Annotated in this window: 10 protein-coding genes; 4 read left to right on the forward strand and 6 right to left on the reverse strand. The window is 61.3% G+C overall.

The annotated features are described in order from the left end of the window. Nucleotides 1-128 precede the first annotated feature (128 nt). The 3 genes from J9870_RS13755 to J9870_RS13765 all read right to left on the reverse strand — a co-directional run bounded on the left by J9870_RS13755 (nucleotide 129) and on the right by J9870_RS13765 (nucleotide 5,229). Nucleotides 129-2,552 carry an autotransporter outer membrane beta-barrel domain-containing protein gene (locus J9870_RS13755; protein WP_210644864.1) on the reverse strand — a complete coding sequence of 808 codons (2,424 nt, stop codon included), beginning with the start codon at nucleotides 2,550-2,552 and terminating at the stop codon, nucleotides 129-131. A gap of 180 nt (nucleotides 2,553-2,732) precedes the next feature. Further along, complete coding sequence (locus J9870_RS13760) at nucleotides 2,733-3,533, reverse strand: endonuclease/exonuclease/phosphatase family protein (RefSeq protein WP_210644865.1); 801 nt, start codon at nucleotides 3,531-3,533, stop codon at nucleotides 2,733-2,735. 208 nt (nucleotides 3,534-3,741) lie between these two features. Further along, nucleotides 3,742-5,229 carry an aldehyde dehydrogenase family protein gene (locus J9870_RS13765; protein WP_210644867.1) on the reverse strand — a complete coding sequence of 496 codons (1,488 nt, stop codon included), beginning with the start codon at nucleotides 5,227-5,229 and terminating at the stop codon, nucleotides 3,742-3,744. Between the two features lie 210 nt (nucleotides 5,230-5,439). Between J9870_RS13765 and J9870_RS29705 the strand changes: the two genes are divergently transcribed. Further along, complete coding sequence (locus tag J9870_RS29705; protein ID WP_210644868.1) at nucleotides 5,440-6,411, forward strand: methyl-accepting chemotaxis protein; 972 nt, start codon at nucleotides 5,440-5,442, stop codon at nucleotides 6,409-6,411. Nucleotides 6,412-6,450: 39 nt separating this feature from the next. On the opposite strand, the gene J9870_RS13775 is transcribed toward J9870_RS29705, so the two are convergent. Continuing rightward, the gene (locus J9870_RS13775; protein WP_210644870.1) at nucleotides 6,451-7,779 is read right to left on the reverse strand and encodes a hypothetical protein; all 1,329 of its coding nucleotides are present in this window, start codon (nucleotides 7,777-7,779) and stop codon (nucleotides 6,451-6,453) included. Between the two features lie 289 nt (nucleotides 7,780-8,068). Between J9870_RS13775 and J9870_RS13780 the strand changes: the two genes are divergently transcribed. The 3 genes from J9870_RS13780 (at nucleotide 8,069) to feaR (ending at nucleotide 11,207) form a co-directional block, all read left to right on the forward strand. After that, nucleotides 8,069-9,568: an APC family permease gene (locus tag J9870_RS13780; protein WP_210644872.1), complete on the forward strand. Its 1,500-nt coding sequence runs from the start codon at nucleotides 8,069-8,071 to the stop codon at nucleotides 9,566-9,568. Then, nucleotides 9,513-10,133 (forward strand): DUF3156 family protein, encoded by a 621-nt coding sequence (locus J9870_RS13785; protein ID WP_210644875.1) that lies wholly within the window; start codon nucleotides 9,513-9,515, stop codon nucleotides 10,131-10,133. The genes J9870_RS13780 and J9870_RS13785 overlap by 56 nt, the downstream gene beginning before the upstream one ends. Nucleotides 10,134-10,256: 123 nt before the next feature. Beyond that, nucleotides 10,257-11,207, forward strand: a complete 951-nt coding sequence (gene feaR / locus J9870_RS13790; protein ID WP_210644877.1) for a transcriptional regulator FeaR — start codon at nucleotides 10,257-10,259, stop codon at nucleotides 11,205-11,207. A 131-nt stretch (nucleotides 11,208-11,338) separates the two neighbouring features. Here feaR and J9870_RS13795 read toward each other — a convergent pair whose 3' ends face one another. Continuing rightward, nucleotides 11,339-12,760: a TolC family protein gene (locus tag J9870_RS13795; RefSeq protein WP_210644879.1), complete on the reverse strand. Its 1,422-nt coding sequence runs from the start codon at nucleotides 12,758-12,760 to the stop codon at nucleotides 11,339-11,341. Continuing rightward, nucleotides 12,757-15,936, reverse strand: a complete 3,180-nt coding sequence (locus J9870_RS13800) for an efflux RND transporter permease subunit (RefSeq protein ID WP_210644881.1) — start codon at nucleotides 15,934-15,936, stop codon at nucleotides 12,757-12,759. Before J9870_RS13800 ends, J9870_RS13795 begins: the two co-directional genes overlap by 4 nt. Between the last annotated feature and the right edge of the window lie 3 nt (nucleotides 15,937-15,939).

Consider the following 15,939-nt stretch of genomic DNA (forward strand, 5'->3'; position numbering starts at 1 on the left):
GGGGGTAGTACGTTGTAGTCAAGAAGACCGAAGCCATTGCGTCAAGAAAATGGACGATGAATGGCGATGTTTAATCAGGGAATGCAACATGTTGTTTTATATTGAATTAATTGTTTTATTGGCTCCGCTTACCAACTGATCCTTATACCGAAATTACCCGACATGCCGCGTTGCTGGTTGCTGTCGAGGTTCTGGCCGTAGTCGGCGTCAGCGTAGACGCTGACCGTAGGGGCCACGCTGAGGATGACACCAGCGCCCAGATCGCCGGTGGAGGCGCGCTGTTGGGTCTCGATCCTTTGGGCATTGTCGAACGTCACCACGTCGGTGCCGGAAAAAGTGTGCCAGAGGTTGGCACGCAGATACGGTTCCACCGGCATGCCACTGACCTGATAGCGGCCCTTGAGGCGAGCACCGAGGCGGCCGGTCCAGGCACTGTCGGAATCGAACTCGACCTTGGCGATCCCGTCGTCCTGGCTATCCAGGGAAATTTTCTGATGGATGATCTGGACCTGAGGTTCGAGGACCCACATGGCGGCCACCGCGAAGGGATAACCAGCCTCCGCCGAAAGGCTCAAGGCGTGCCCGCGATTGTCGATTTTTACCCCGCGTTCGGAACGGTTGTCGCCGTCCAGTCGCGTGCCCATCACCACCGTGTCGACGTAGCCACCGGAGGGGGCGATGAGGGTCCAGTACAACCCAAAGCTGTCGCCGTCGAGTTCTATCTTGCCGGCGCGTCGGTCTTCGAAACCCAGGTTGAACCCTTTGACATCGCCATTGAGTTCGGTATGACCGACGAAGAACCCGATGCGTTGGGTCTGGCCTGCGGACAGCGCTGAGCTGTATAGATCGTTGCCTACTTGAAAGCCCTTGATGGACCCGTCCAGGCTTGGGGTCACGGTGCCGGCCCAGGTCTGATCCAGATCCTTGCCATAGACCCGGCCCCACCCTGCGCCGAATGCTCCGGTTTCCGTGAGCAAGCGCTGGTCACCCTGGCGATCATGGAACGTACCCAAGGCCATCAGCGTCAGTTGTGCCGCTGCAGGAGGCAACACCGACCAAGTGGGCACTTCCGGGCGATACAAAGGAATCGGCGCAGCACCGGGTACCGCGACAGGTAGAGCTGGCAACATCGGGCTGGGTGCCGCTATCGGGCCTGCCACCACGGTTGAGCGCAGGTACCAATTGTTTTCATTGCCAGTCACGCCGCCCTTGAACAACCGATAGTCGAACGCGCCGGCCGAGACGGACTGGGCCAGTGAAAATGCACCGCTGTCGCTGACCGCGCTTCCCTCGGCCCGGACCACCTCGATGCCGTTTTGGGTGGTCAGCGCACCCGCGCCGTTCAGGTTCGTGACCGTGATGGCGGTACTGCCGGTGAGTGTTCCTCCATTGACCACCAGCTTATCGCTGGCGGAGTCGTCCGCGCCGAGTACGGTTTGCAGGCGCAACTGGCCGTTGTTGCCAGCGTAATTGCCCTGGACGGTGAGGGAATCGTTGGTGCGGCTGTTGCCGGCGGCGAGGTCCACCGTGCCGGCGTTATTGAGTGTTGCCAACTGACCAGCAGTAAAAGGGGCGATGACGCCTTGGGTCGCCGTCAGCGTGCTACCGCTTTCGATGTTGAGTGTTCCGGTGGCGGTGGCGCTGTCACCCAGTGTCAGCGTGTCATTGAGGTCCAGGCGCGAGCCTTGGGTGAGGTTGACCGTTTCCCAGTTGATGTAGCGGGAGCCGGTGCCGGAAGTTGTGCCTTCGAAGCTCAATACGTCTTGGCCTAACCCGCCATCCAGGCTGGGGGTGGTTGCGAGTGCGGTTTCATCGAGGCCGCTCAGCAGCGCCGTGTCGTTGCCTTCGCCCATCAAGATGGCCGAGCGAATGACGCCACCGCTCCACTGGAACCGATCATCGCCGAAACTGCTACGGACCTGGCCGACGATTTCGCCACCGCTCACGGTAATACTGTCGTTGCCGCCGCTGACACTCACGTTGCCGCCGATGCGTCCTGCCGAAAGGATAATGGTGTCCTGGCCAAAACCGGTCACCAGGTTGCCGAGAATCTGCCCGCCGGACATATCGAAAAAGTTGTCATCGAGTTTCATGTCGACCCGGCCGATGGTGCCGCCGGTCATTGTGGCGTTATCGCCGTCTTCGAACGCTCCGACAATGGTGCCACCGCTCATAAAGAACGTATCGAGGCCGTCGCCTTGGGCCAGGGACTGGATGGTGCCGCCATTCATGACGAAATCGTCAATACCGGAGCCTTGTTGTACGTCGCCTTGAATCACGCCATTGGCGTTGATCTGGATCTTATCGATTCCGGCACCAAAGGTGACGTCACCCTGGATGACACCGTTACCATTGGCCGGCATTGTCAGACGGTTATCTCCCAAGAGGTCCGTCAGTCCGGGGCTGTTGCCGCTATCGCAAACATAGGCGTCATTGCCTATCGTCGGCGTCAGTGAGCAAGCCGCCATGGCAGACGGGACGGGTAACAGGAAGGGGGTCGATATCCATAGGGCGTTGAGCAGCCGATTGAATCCATGCTCGCGCAAGTTCATGTGCTATCCCTCTGCTTCGGCATCCGTGGTATGCCGGGTTCAGCATCGGTTGCACTACGGAAGGCACACAGGACCTGGCAACGCTCGCTGTATGGAATGGCACGCTAACAACGAATAACGAACGTCGCTACTGTCAGAACTTACAGGTATGGCGCCAACTTTTTCGGGGCGAGTCCCGTCTCATAGATGCACTTCCACCGAAAGCGGCAGGTGATCGCTCAGGTGGGTCCAGGGTTTACTCCCCAGGATTTTCGGGGCATGGCTGGTGGCGTTGCGCAGGTAGATACGGTCCAGGCGCAGCAGGGGGAAGCGGGCCGGATAAGTCCGGGCAGGGCGGCCGTGATGGTACTCGAAGGCTTCGTGCAGGTATTGGCGGCGGGCCAGGGCGGTATTGCCGCGCAACTGCCAGTCGTTGAAATCGCCGGCGATGATCACCGGGGCGTCGTCGGGCAGCGAGTCGAGCAATTGGCAGAGCAGTTTGAGCTGCAGTTGGCGATGACTTTCCAGCAGGCTCAGATGCACGCAGATCCCATGGACTTCGGCGTGCCCGGGGACGTCCAACACACAATGCAGCAACCCGCGTCGCTCCGGGCCAGTGATGGAGACGTCGAGGTTGCGGAATTGGCGGATCGGGTATTTGGACAGCAAGGCATTGCCGTGATGGCCGTCGGGGTACACCGCATTGCGGCCGTAGGCGAAGTCGCTCCACATACTGTCAGCGAGAAATTCGTATTGCGAGGTCTGCGGCCAGTTGTCATAGCGCGATGCGTGGCGGTCGTGTACGCCCAGCACTTCTTGCAGGAACACCAGGTCGGCACCGGTGCTGCGTACCGCTTCACGCAATTCGGGCAGGATGAAACGACGGTTGAGGGCGGTGAAACCCTTGTGGGTGTTGACCGTCAGGACCTGTAGCCGGTGGACCGCCGCCGGCGCGTCCGATGGCACTGATTCGACGGCCCGCCAGTCGGGATCGTGAGTCACGTTTGCTCCTGAATCAGACGTATCTGTTCATGCGACTGACGGGAGGCTTTGGCAGTTCCGGATTTTTCGTGTATCCAGTCAACTTCGTTGCAAGCTGACCCACCGCTTTCTCGAGCAAGCCTGCCCCCACAAGGGGATCTTGGGGTGAACACAGATTCCACGGGCACCCCGGGAAATGTGTCGGACGCAGGCTCCTGGGCGTTGAGGGTCAGTATCGAATCATCACCGACTTCAGTTCGGTGTAGTCGTCGATGAACGCGCTGCCAAACTCCCGGCCTATCCCTGAAGATTTGCTGCCACCGAAGGGCACCGCCGGATCGAGCAGGGTATGCATGTTTACCCACACAGTGCCGGCTTCGATGGCGGGAACCATGCGCAGGGCCTTGCCCAGGTCGTTGGTCCACAGGCTGGCGCTCAGGCCATAGGGCGAGTCGTTCATCAGCTCCAGCAGTTCCTCTTCGCTGTCGTAGGGGAAGAACGTCGCAATTGGGCCGAAGGTCTCTTCGTTGAGCAGGGTGTCGTCGCGATGGTTGGCGAGGATGATGGTCGGCTCGACGTAGCAGCCAGGGCCGTCGATCAGTTTGCCGCCGTGGACGATGGTGTTGTTTTGCGCCCGGGCCTTGTCGAAGAAGGCCCCGAGTTTCTGTTGATGCTGGCGGTTGGTGACCGGGCCGAACTCGGTGCGCTCGTCCAGGGGGGAGCCGATGTTGAGCTTGCTCAGGCGCTGGGCCAGTTTGTCCATGATCGGTTCAAGTTGTGAGCGATGGACAAAGAAGCGCTCAGCCGCCGCACAGATTTGCCCCGAGTGCAGGAAGCCGGCTTCGATGATGCCGTTGACTGCCACGTCGGGATCCACATCCGCCAGGAATCCCGCTGCGTTCTTGCCGCCAAGCTCCAGGGTCGCGCGGGTCAACCCAGCACCCATGGCGCCGCGGCCGACGGCGATGCCGGTGGTCACGGAACCGGTGAACGACACCTTGTTGGTGCCCGGATGCTCGATCAAGCCTTGACCCACCTGGCCGCCACCGGTCACCACATTCAGGACGCCCGCCGGCAGGCCGGCCTCGATCGCCAGTTCGGCGATGCGCAGGATGGTCAGCGGGGTGAACTCACTGGGTTTGATGATGATGCTGCAGCCGGTCACCAGTGCCGAGGCGAGTTTCCAGATGGCGATCATGGTGGAAAAATTCCACGGCACGATGCCGACCACCACCCCGACCGGTTCACGCAGGGTGAATGCGGTGTAGCGTTCGCCAGCGAAGGAGGGCAGCGACGGGGTAATGGTCTGGCCGCCGATCTTGGTCGCCCAGCCGGCGTAGTAACGCAGGAAGTGGGCGGCCTGGTCGACTTCGAAGGCGCGGGAAATATGAATGATTTTCCCCGACTGGCAGGTTTCGAGCTGTGCCAGCTCTTCGCGATGCTGTTCCAACAGGTCCGCCAGCTTGAGCAGCACCTGGCCACGGACTGCCGGTGCCGCCTGGGACCACAGTTTGAAGCCGCGCCGGGAAGACGCCACGGCTGCATCGATATCGCCCCTGGATGCCACGCCGGCCTGGGCGATGACCTGGCCGGTGGCGGGATTGATGACGTCCAGCGTCTGGCCGCTCTGGCTTTCGAGGGAGTGGCCATCGATGAACAGGGCGTGGCGTCGACCGAGAAAGGCTTCGACTTGAGGCAGCAGGACAATATCGCTCATGAGGGTTTCCTGATCGCGAACAAGGGAAAGCCCGAGGTTAATCCCGGGTGGGCTGGGGCGCTTGACTGTGCCTGCCCCACGGTATGTCTGTGGCTGCCAATTGCCTTCGACTGGCAGCCTCGGGCAAAGGCCATTGCAGCCAGGTACAAGCCAGCACGCCGGGTTTGCGTTCAGATCAGGGTTTCGATTCGATGGGCAAAGAGGCAGGTGATGTTTCTCCAGACCAACAAACAGAAACGGGCATTGATCGAACAAGTGCAGCGAACCCTGGCCGGCGCAACGGATGACGCACCGATGCTGGAGGCGTATGCACCACTGCGGGGTTGTCTGGAGCAGCATGCCCGGCAGATGGTCAATGCTGCCGAGCAGCTTCGCCAGGCCGAAGAACGGCTGGCTGAACAAACCCTTCGGGGGCAGCAAAGTGAGCACGCGCTGGAAGCCGTTCGCCAACAACTGGAACAGGCCCGGGAGCGCGAACAGTTACTGCAAGCCCGCCTGGATGAGCACAGCCAGCAGTTACAGCAGCAGCGCCAGGAGGCGCAGATCTGGGAGCTGTTGCAATCGACGCTGACCGAAGGCTGCTGGGACATCACGGTGGTCAACGGCGATCTTCAGCACCCGGCCAGCGGCATGCGCTTTTCCAGTCAGTTTCGCTCGTTGCTGGGCTACGGGGCAGACGAATTGCCTGACGGCTGGGATGCACAAGTCGGCATTACCCACCCGGATGACCTGCCGAAGATCATGGCGATCTTCGATCGGGAAATCCTCGGGTCCCAAGGCAGCGGCGAATACGTGTTCGAATACCGGATGCGCCACAAGACGCGGGATTACATCTGGTGCCGCGAACGTGGTCGTGCGGTCCGCGATGCCCAGGGATGCCTGGCTCGGGTTATCGGCGCGGTACGCGATATCAGCGATGAACGCTCGGCCCAGTCCACCCATCAGCGCATGCTGGAGCAGAACCAGGTGACCTACGCCCAGATTGCCACGGTGGTGGGAGTGATCAAGGGCATCGCCGACCAGACCAATCTGCTTGCATTGAATGCGGCGATCGAGGCCGCCAGGGCCGGTGAGGTCGGGCGCGGTTTCTCCGTGGTCGCCGACGAGGTGCGCAAGCTGGCGGAAAGCACCCGCCAGGCAACGCATCAGATCCAGACCATGTTGCACCAGCACAAACAATAAATCGGGAGAGAGCTGCCGCGGGGGCAGCTCCCGACACCGTTAGAATGGAACCGCCACCACCAATTGGCTGTAGACGTTGGTGCCATTGCCGCCCACCTGATTGCCGCCGTTGTCCGCATCCTTCTCAGGCTTGTACAAGCCCACCAGCGGCGTGACGATCAGGTGCTCGTTCAGCGCCCATTCCACATACAGGTCCATTTCACGCCCATCGAGGTTCAACGCCTCGCGGGTGTGCAGGGTCTTGTAGTCGAAGAACAACGCGCCAATGGTCACCGTTTCCGCCGGCTTGAGCTTGAGCCCCACGTGCTGGATCGCGGTGTTGCTGTTGAATGGCCCGGAGTAGTTGCCGGCCACCTCGCCCTGGAACCACGTACCGTAGCCACGGTTCTGGCCGTTGAACATCGAGTCCCAGTTTTTTGAGTAGCGGCTGTAGCGATAGGTCAGGTCGGGCGTCCAGGGCAGGTCGGCGAAGGTGTAGCCTGCTTCGGTGTACCAGGCTTTTTCCGGGCCGGCGTCCTTGTCTTGCCAGGCGTATTCGAAGGCGAAGTGGGCGTTTTCGATGCCGGCATTCCCGGCACCGCGCAGGCTGTAGATATTCATGCCCTCGCGCTGTTTCTGGAAGTCGCTGGCGTAGTGGTCGTCGACATCGATGCCATGGATGTAAGTCAGCCCCAGGGTGCCAGCCGCGGCGCTGTATTCCAGCGTGCCGGCGGCCATTTCGGTATTGGCCTGGGCGCGGTTGTCGGATTTGATCCACATCAGGCTGCCATGCACGCCTTCCTTGCCACCAAGACGCAACACGGCGGTCTTGTCGAAGGCATGACGGGCCGCCAGGTAATAGGCACCACCGCGGTTGAGCTCGCCATCGGCGACACCTTTACCCAGGTTCAAGCCGTCGTCGTTGATGATGAAGCCATCGCCGAGGGTGATCACCTGGCGACCATAGGACACGTCGACGCCGTCCTTGCCCAGCATCGGGAACAAGTCCCCCGAACGCCAGCCGGCAAAGGCTTCATCGAATTTTGTGGTGCGTTCGGAACCATCGCTCAAGCCCCCTGCATCGCCATCACCCCAGGTGCCGGAGCTGACCAGGTTGGCCGTCCCGTAGACGCTGCCCAGGCCGTTGAGTGTCTGGTCGATACTCAAGCCATACTTGATAAAACCTTCGCGCCAACTCGAACCGCCGGTGGTGCCGTCATAGTTCTTGCGACTGTTGAACATCCCGTAGACCGCGAGGAAGTTGCCGGTAACGGTGGTGTCTTCGTCGGCATAAAGCTCATAGGCCTGGGCCGACGAATCGGCGACCAGCAAGGCGATGCCCAGGCCGATAGCATTACGCAGCAAAGCGTTATTACGTGTGTGCTCCATGGTGGTTTCCCCTGTGTGATAGGACAGCAGAGCGCGCATTAGGGGAGCTTGGGTGCAGGAAGTCTTTCATCTGCCTGCCACGCAATTGATCCAGCCCGCCAGGGGGAGAATGCTGGCAGGCAGCAACAAAACCGGCGGCAGACATGGGCAAGACGCCCGGGGCGAGGCGGCGCAGAGTAATGCTGCACGCAACGCCGTTTCGATCAGGGACTGGCTGGGGAAGGCTGAGTGCCGGCTCCTGGACGGCTGTAGCATCCATACTAAAAATCCGCTTTCGAGGATCAGCACGATGTCTATCAACGACAGGCTCACCGAGCACTTGAACCGGGGTACGGTGGGGTTCCCCACCGCGTTGGCCAGTACCATTGGCCTGATCATGGCAAGCCCGGTGATCCTCACCGCGACCATGGGCTTTGGCATCGGCGGCAGTGCTTTTGCCGTGGCGATGCTGATCGCCTTGGTGATGATGATGGCCCAGGCAACCACGTTCGCCGAGGCTGCCTCGATCCTGCCTACCACCGGTTCGGTTTATGACTACATCAACTGCGGCATGGGGCGCTTCTTTGCGATCACCGGAACGCTGTCGGCCTATTTGATTGTCCACGTGTTCGCCGGTACCGCCGAGACCATCCTGGCCGGAGTCATGGCCCTGGTGAATTTCGAGCACCTCAACACCCTGGCCGAATCGGCGGGCGGTTCCTGGTTGTTGGGCGTTGGTTTCGTGGTGATCTTTGGCGTGCTCAATGCGTTCGGCGTAAGCGCCTTTGGCCGGGCTGAAATCATCCTCACGTTTGGCATGTGGACGACCCTGATGGTGTTCGGCGTTTTGGGGTTGATCGCGGCACCGGCGGTGGAGCTGCAGGGCTGGTTCGGTGAGTCCATAGTGGGCACCGATCTGGTTACCGTGCTGTCGTTGGTGGGCATGGCGATGTTCATGTTCGTCGGCTGTGAATTCGTCACGCCCCTGGCGCCGGACCTGCGCCGCTCGGCCAGGACCATGCCCCGGGCCATGATGCTGGGCTTGTTCAGCGTTGCCACCTGCATGTTCATCTACGGCGCAGCGATGAAGCGCCAGGTGGAAAACGTGCTGTTGGACGCCACCAGCGGCGTGCATTTGCTGGACACGCCCATGGCGATTCCGCGCTTCGCCGAGCAGGTCATGGGCAACATAGGCCCGATGTGGCTGGGGATCGGCTTTCTGTTCGCCGGGGCGGCGACTATCAATACGCTGATGGCCGGTGTACCGCGGATTCTCTATGGCATGGCGGTGGACGGCGCGTTACCCAAGGTTTTCACCTACCTGCATCCACGATTGAAGACCCCGTTGCTGTGCATCCTGGTGGCGATGCTGATTCCTTGCCTGCACGCACTGTGGCTCGGCGGCAATACCGACAACATCATGCACCTGGTGCTGGCCGCCGTGTGCGCCTGGAGTTTTGCCTACCTGCTGGTGACCGTGTCGGTGGTGAGCCTGCGGATTCGCCGTCCGGACTTGCCACGAGCCTATCGCTCGCCGTTTTTCCCACTGCCGCAGATCCTGTCCAGCGTCGGCATTGTCATCGGCATGTGGTTCATCACTCCGCCGGGCATGAACCCGGCGGACATTTACATTCCCTTCGCAGTAATGCTTGGTGGCACCGCCGCGTATGCCTTGTTCTGGACCCTGGCGGTGCAGAAGGTCAACCCATTCATGCCGGCGTCGGTGGAAGACGTGCTGGCCAAGGAGTTTTCCCATGAGCCGGGGCAACCTGTCAGCGAATTTATCGAACCTGCGACAAAAGCTGTCTGAACTGTTCAGTGTCCAGCGTGCCCCGAGCGGTTATCGGCCCGGGGTGACCCTGGAGTTGCTGCGGCGCAACCTCGGGCTGGCGCGCTTCGAGGTGTCGGGCCCGGCGGCAGCGACCGTGGTTACCGACGATGGCAACCTGCAACTGGAAGTCGTCGAGCGCACCGAGTCGCAACTGTTGATGCACCTGGTGATGACAGAGTTCGTACTGCGCGTGCCCGCGTCGAGAGAGGGCACGGCACACTTGGAGTTGCACCACAGCGGAGCGGTTCGCCGTCGCGGCATCGCTTGTCGGCAGCGCGGCGGTGACGGTGAGCTGGCGGGCCGATTGAGGACGGCGATAGAGCACGATTCGGTGCTGTATCAAGCCCTCATGCCGCTGGACTTCAAACGCCTGCGCATTGATCTGCAAGGGCGCCAGTGGTGTGTACGGTTGGAGCATATGGGCGGCAGTGAAGTGGTGAATCGCATGCCGGCCTTTCGTCGTTATATTCCTCTGAGCCGCGAGCAGCGCACAGCTTTGCTGGCGGCCTTGAGCGGTTTGCAGCGGGTGTTGGGAACCCTCTGATCGGTTGGCTCCGCTCTGGCATCAATCCTGCTACTGCACGGGTGAACAGGTACTTGTTGCGCGCATATAGATAACATGTTAACTATTGCCGGACAAAAACAATAAGCCACTGCGGAGAACGCCATGAGCATGCAACAGGTTGGGCAGGACGGGCTGGAGACCTGGAATCGGGATCTGCGCGCGACCTGCGGTCACTTCGATACGGAACTGGCCTTTAATCGCGCGCTGTTTATCGGCCAGGTGTCCAATTTCTCCCGCGGCGGCCTTGCCCTCGCCAACCTGCGTACCAACGCAGGTTCCATCAAGCGACACTCGCCCAATCCGGATCACGACGATGACCGCGATTGTTTCCTGGTCAGCCAGCGCAGTGGCTTCTCCCGGATCACCCAGAACGACCTGAGCATTCAACTGGCGCCCGGTGAGCTGCTGTTGATGGATTCGGTGGGCGCTCTTGAAATCAGTCCGTTCGGGTTGATCGAACACGTCGTGCTGTCCCTGTCTCGCCAGGATGTGTCCAGGCAACTGGGTGGGGAAACCAGAACCTTCGGCAAGGTATCCTCAAGCAAGGCCTGCGGGCGGATGCTGCATGTGTTGATGGATCAGTTGTGCAAGGACACCCCGGACGGCGAAGGCGCCGCAGGAGAGGGCGAGGCGTTGCAGAGTGCCTTCGTTTCGCTGTTGGGTTCGGCCCTGGAACGGGGCTCGGACGCGCGCGACGATGGTTCGGTATTGCAAGGCAACCAGTTGCGTAGCTACGTGCAGAAGATTATCGACGAGTCCCTGACCCAACCGGGCTTGAGCCCGGTGGGCCTGGCCAATCGGGTGAACATTTCGGTGCGGCACCTGTACCGTTTGTTCGAAGAGCAGGATGACAGCGTTTGCCGCTACATCCAGCGGGCCCGACTCAAGCGCAGCGCCGATGATTTGCGCAACCCGTTCCTGCGGGACGAGTCCATTACCTCGATCGCCTATAAGTGGGGTTTCACCGATTCGGCTCACTTCAGCCGCTCGTTCAAAAAGCAGTTCGAACTTTCACCCAAGGATTTTCGCTCCAGCCATCTGCAGCAGGCGTAGGCGGCGGTGTGAGGATGGGCACCTTCATGCTCAGGGTGCCCGTAACCAAAAAAAGCCCCGCATCCTGACTGGAAGCGGGGCAAAGAATTGGTTGGTTGCGGCCAACCAAAGGAGCTCGGTTGAGCAGGGGATCAGTTGCTGGCGACAGTTTCCGGTTTCCAGCCACCGCCCAAGGCCTTGTAGATCGCGACGATGCCACGGTACAGGTCTACTTCGGCCTGGGCCTGGGTGTCTTCGGCAGCCAGGCGTTCACGCTGGGCGTCGAGCAATACCAGGAAATCCACGGTGCCTTCGCGGTAGCGAATCTCGGCCAGGTCAGCGGCGGCGCGGCTTGATTCACTCTGACGAATCAGCGAGATCAGCCGTTGCTGGCGCTTGCCGTAGTCACTGAAAGCGTTTTCCGATTCCTCCAGGGCCAGCAGCACTTGCTGTTCGTAGGTCGCCAGGGCGCCATCAGCCTCGGCGTCGGCCCCGCGCAAGCGAGCCCGCACGCTACCCAGGTCGAAAGCCGCCCAGGTAATGCTCGGACCCAGCGCCCAGGCGTTGGCCGCCGAGGAGCCGATCTGCGAGCCGCGCCCGGCAGTAAAACCCAGGAACCCGCTGAGGCTGACCCGTGGGAAGAGGTCGGCCTTGGCCACGCCGATGCGTGCCGTGGCGGCAGCGAGCTGGCGTTCGGCACTGAGAATGTCCGGGCGACGTTGCAGCAGCTCACCCGGGTCGCCAATGGGCAAAGCCTTGGCAATGGCCGGCAACTGTTTGGGGCTCAGGTCCACGCTCAGTTTGTCCGGGCGCTCACCCAGCAATGTGGCGATGCGATTGCGTTGACGCACCTGTTCGGCTTGCAGTTGCGGCACGCTGGCTTCTACCGAGGCCAAGCGTGCATCGGCGCGGACCACGTCAAGCTGATCGCCGACGCCGGCATCGCGCAGGCTTTCGGTGATCTTGCGCGAGTCCTGCTGGTTCTTCAGGTTCGCCAGGGCGATTTTTTCCCGCAGTTGGGCGCCGCGCAATTGACCGTAGGCGTCCACCAGTTCGGCGATCATCGTCACCTGCAACTGATAGAGGTCGGCTTCGACGGCCTGCTGATCGGCATCGGTGGCTTCCAGGTTACGCCGGATGCGCCCGAACAGGTCCAGCTCCCAGGCCATGTCCAGGCCCAGGTCGTAGCGCTCGCTGTTGACCCGGTCGGTGGTCTGTCCTGGAATCTGGCCTTTGCCCAGGTCGCTGCTGGCGCGGCTGGTGATGGTTGGCATGACGTCATTGCTGGCGTCATCGCGAATGGCTCGGGCCGCCCGCAGACGGGCGAAGGCCACGCGCAACTCGCGGTTGCCTTCCAGGGAGCGGGTCACCAGCGCGTTGAGCGTCGGGTCGTCGAATTGCTGCCACCAGATACCTTCGAAACGGGCCCGGTCGAAATTCTTCTGCCCGGCGGCACCGTCGGTGGCGGTGGTGATATTCGCCGCCTCAGTTTGCGGTGCCTTGTAGTCCGGGCCCACGGCGCAGGCACTCAGTGCCAACACCAGCAAGCTCGGCATGAACGCTTTCAAACTCATTGTTGCGCCTCCAGTTTCAAAGCCCGGGCCGCCTTGCGGGCCTCGCTGCGCTCGACGAAGTTGCGAATCAGTACATAGAACACTGGCGTGAGCAGCAGGCCGAAGAAGGTCACCCCGAGCATCCCGGAGAACACCGCCACACCCATGGCATGGCGCATTTCGGCACCGGCGCCGCTGGAGAACACCAGTGGCACCACACCCATGATGAAGGCGAAGGAGGTCATCAGGATCGGACGCAGACGCAGACGGCACGCCTCCAGCACCGCAGCCAGCGGGTTCATGCCCTCGAGCTGTTTATCCTTGGCGAATTCGACGATCAGAATCGCGTTCTTACAGGCAAGCCCCACCAGTACGATCAAGCCGATCTGGGTAAAGATGTTGTTGTCACCGCCGGACAGAATCACCCCGGTAATCGCCGACAACAGGGTCATCGGTACGATCAGGATCACTGCCAACGGCAGGCTCCAGCTTTCGTACTGAGCAGCAAGTACCAGGAACGCCAACAGCACGCAGAGCGGGAACACGAACAGCGCGGTGTTACCCGAGAGGATCTGCTGGTACGTCAGGTCGGTCCACTCGTAGGTCATGCCGTTGGGCAGTTCGTCCTTGAGCAGTTTCTCGATGGCTTTTTCAGCCTGGCCGGAGCTGTAGCCTGGCGCGGCGGCACCGTTGATTTCAGCGGTGATGAAACCGTTGTAATGCATCACGCGGTCCGGCCCCGAGGTGTCGCTGACCTTGATGAAGGTCGCCAGCGGGATCATTTCACCGCGGTTGTTGCGCACCTTGAGCTGGCCGATCTGGTCCGATTCGAGGCGGAACTGTTGCTCGGCCTGGACGTTGACCTGATAGGTGCGGCCGAAGCGGTTGAAGTCGTTGGCATACAGCGAACCCAGATAGATTTGCAGGGTGTCGAAGATGTCGCTGACAGCCACGCCGTGGGTCTTGGCTTTTTCACGGTCGATGGCGGCATCGACCTGGGGCACGTTCACGGTGTAGCTGGTGAACAACCCGGCCAGTTCCGGCACGCTGCGGCTCTTGGTGATGATGTTCATGGTTTCTTTGTACAGTTCGTCGTAGCCCAGGTTGCCCCGGTCTTCGATTTGCAGGCGGAAACCACCGATGGTGCCCAGGCCCTGTACCGGCGGCGGTGGGAAGATCGCCATGTAGGCTTCCTGGATCTGCGAGTACTGGCCGTTCAAGGCTCCGGCGATAGCGCCGGCCGATTGGCTCGGGTCCTTGCGCTCGTCAAAGGGCTTGAGGGTCACGAACACGATGCCGGCGTTCGGGCTGTTGGTGAAGCCGTTGATCGACAGGCCTGGGAAGGCCACCGCGCTTTCGACGCCCGGTTGCTTGAGGGCCAGGTCGGACATGCGCTTGATCACATCTTCGGTGCGGTCCAGGCTCGCTGCGTCCGGCAGTTGCGCGAAGGCCACCAGGTATTGCTTGTCCTGGCCGGGTACGAAACCGGTCGGGGTGTTGGAGAAGCCGAAAAACGTCAACACCATCAGGCCCGCGTAGAGCACCAGGGCGATGCCGCTGCTGCGGATCACGCGGCCGACGGTGCCTACATAACCGTGGCTGGCGCGGTCGAAGAAGCGGTTGAACGGACGGAACAACCAGCCACCGAAGAGCTTGTCCAGGAACCGCGAGAAACGGTCCTTGGGCGCGTCATGGCTCTTGAGCAATACGGCAGCCAGGGCTGGCGACAGGGTCAGGGAGTTGAGCGCCGAGATCACCGTCGAGATGGCAATGGTCAAGGCGAACTGTTTGTAGAACTGCCCGGTCAAGCCACTGATGAACGCCGCCGGAATGAACACCGCGCACAGCACCAGTGCCGTGGCGATGATCGGACCGGTCACTTCACCCATGGCGCGCTTGGTCGCCTCTACGGGGGTAAGTCCGAGGCCGATGTTTCGCTCGACGTTCTCCACCACCACGATGGCGTCGTCCACCACGATACCGATGGCCAGCACCAGGCCGAACAGCGAGAGGGCGTTGAGGGAGAAGCCGAACAGGTGCATCACGGCGAACGTACCGATCAACGACACCGGCACGGCCACCAGCGGAATGATCGAGGCACGCCAGGTCTGCAGGAACAGGATCACCACCAACACCACGAGAATCAGTGCTTCGAACAGGGTGTGGACCACTGCCTCGATGGAGCCGCGCACGAAGATCGTCGGGTCATAGACAATGCTGTAGTCCATCCCTGCCGGGAAGCCTTTCTTCAACTCCTCCATCTTGGCGCGAACGTCATTGGAGATCTGGATGGCGTTGGAGCCAGGACGCTGGAAGATCGGGATCGCCACCGCCGGCTGGTTGTCCAGCAATGAGCGCAGGGCATATTGGCTGGAGCCCAACTCCACCCGGGCGATGTCCTTCAGGCGAGTGATCTCACCGTTGGCACCGGAACGAATGATGATGTTCTCGAACTCTTCTTCACTGACCAGGCGACCCTGGGTGTTGATCGAGAGCTGGAACGCCTGGGCATTCGGTGCTGGCGGCGCACCCAGGGCACCGGCGGCGACCTGACGGTTCTGCTCGCGGATCGCCGTGACCACGTCGGTGGCGGTCAGGTTGCGCGAAGCGGTCTTGTTCGGATCGAGCCAGACCCGCAGAGAGTAGTCGCCCATACCGAACAGCTGTACATCACCCACGCCGCCCAGGCGCGCCAGCTCATCCTTGATGTTGAGCAGGGCGTAGTTGGACAGGTAAAGCATGTCGTAGCGTTTGTCCGGCGAGGTCAAGTGCACGACCATGGTCAGGTCGGGCGAAGCCTTGTCCACTGTAATACCGATTCGTGTCACTTCTTCCGGCAGCTTGGGCTCGGTGCGAGTGACGCGGTTTTGCACCTGCACCTGGGCGTTGTCCAGGTCGGTACCCAGGGCGAAGGTGATGGTCAGGGTGATCTTGCCGTCGGCGGTGGACTGCGAGGACATGTACAGCATGTTCTCCACGCCGGTGATGGCTTGTTCCAGGGGCGCGGCCACGGTTTCGCCGATGACCTTGGGGTTGGCGCCCGGGAAGTTGGCGCGCACGACCACGGTCGGCGGCACGACTTCCGGGTACTCGCTGATCGGCAGCTGGAACAGCGAGATGGCGCCGGCGATCAGGATCAGCAGCGAAAGCACCGCTGCGAAGATCGGCCGCGAAATGAAGAACTGGGAAAATTTCATCTT

The organism is Pseudomonas sp. Tri1 (assembly GCF_017968885.1).
Classification (GTDB): Bacteria; Pseudomonadota; Gammaproteobacteria; order Pseudomonadales; family Pseudomonadaceae; genus Aquipseudomonas.

Coding starts and splice junctions, on each gene's coding strand:
- J9870_RS13755 (WP_210644864.1), bottom strand. CDS start 2,552: ATGAACTTGCGCGAGCATGGATTCAATCGGCTGCTCAACGCCCTATGG.
- J9870_RS13780 (WP_210644872.1), top strand. CDS start 8,069: ATGTCTATCAACGACAGGCTCACCGAGCACTTGAACCGGGGTACGGTG.
- feaR (WP_210644877.1), top strand. CDS start 10,257: ATGAGCATGCAACAGGTTGGGCAGGACGGGCTGGAGACCTGGAATCGG.
- J9870_RS13800 (WP_210644881.1), bottom strand. CDS start 15,936: ATGAAATTTTCCCAGTTCTTCATTTCGCGGCCGATCTTCGCAGCGGTG.
- J9870_RS13765 (WP_210644867.1), bottom strand. CDS start 5,229: ATGAGCGATATTGTCCTGCTGCCTCAAGTCGAAGCCTTTCTCGGTCGA.
- J9870_RS29705 (WP_210644868.1), top strand. CDS start 5,440: ATGTTTCTCCAGACCAACAAACAGAAACGGGCATTGATCGAACAAGTG.
- J9870_RS13795 (WP_210644879.1), bottom strand. CDS start 12,760: ATGAGTTTGAAAGCGTTCATGCCGAGCTTGCTGGTGTTGGCACTGAGT.
- J9870_RS13775 (WP_210644870.1), bottom strand. CDS start 7,779: ATGGAGCACACACGTAATAACGCTTTGCTGCGTAATGCTATCGGCCTG.
- J9870_RS13785 (WP_210644875.1), top strand. CDS start 9,513: ATGAGCCGGGGCAACCTGTCAGCGAATTTATCGAACCTGCGACAAAAG.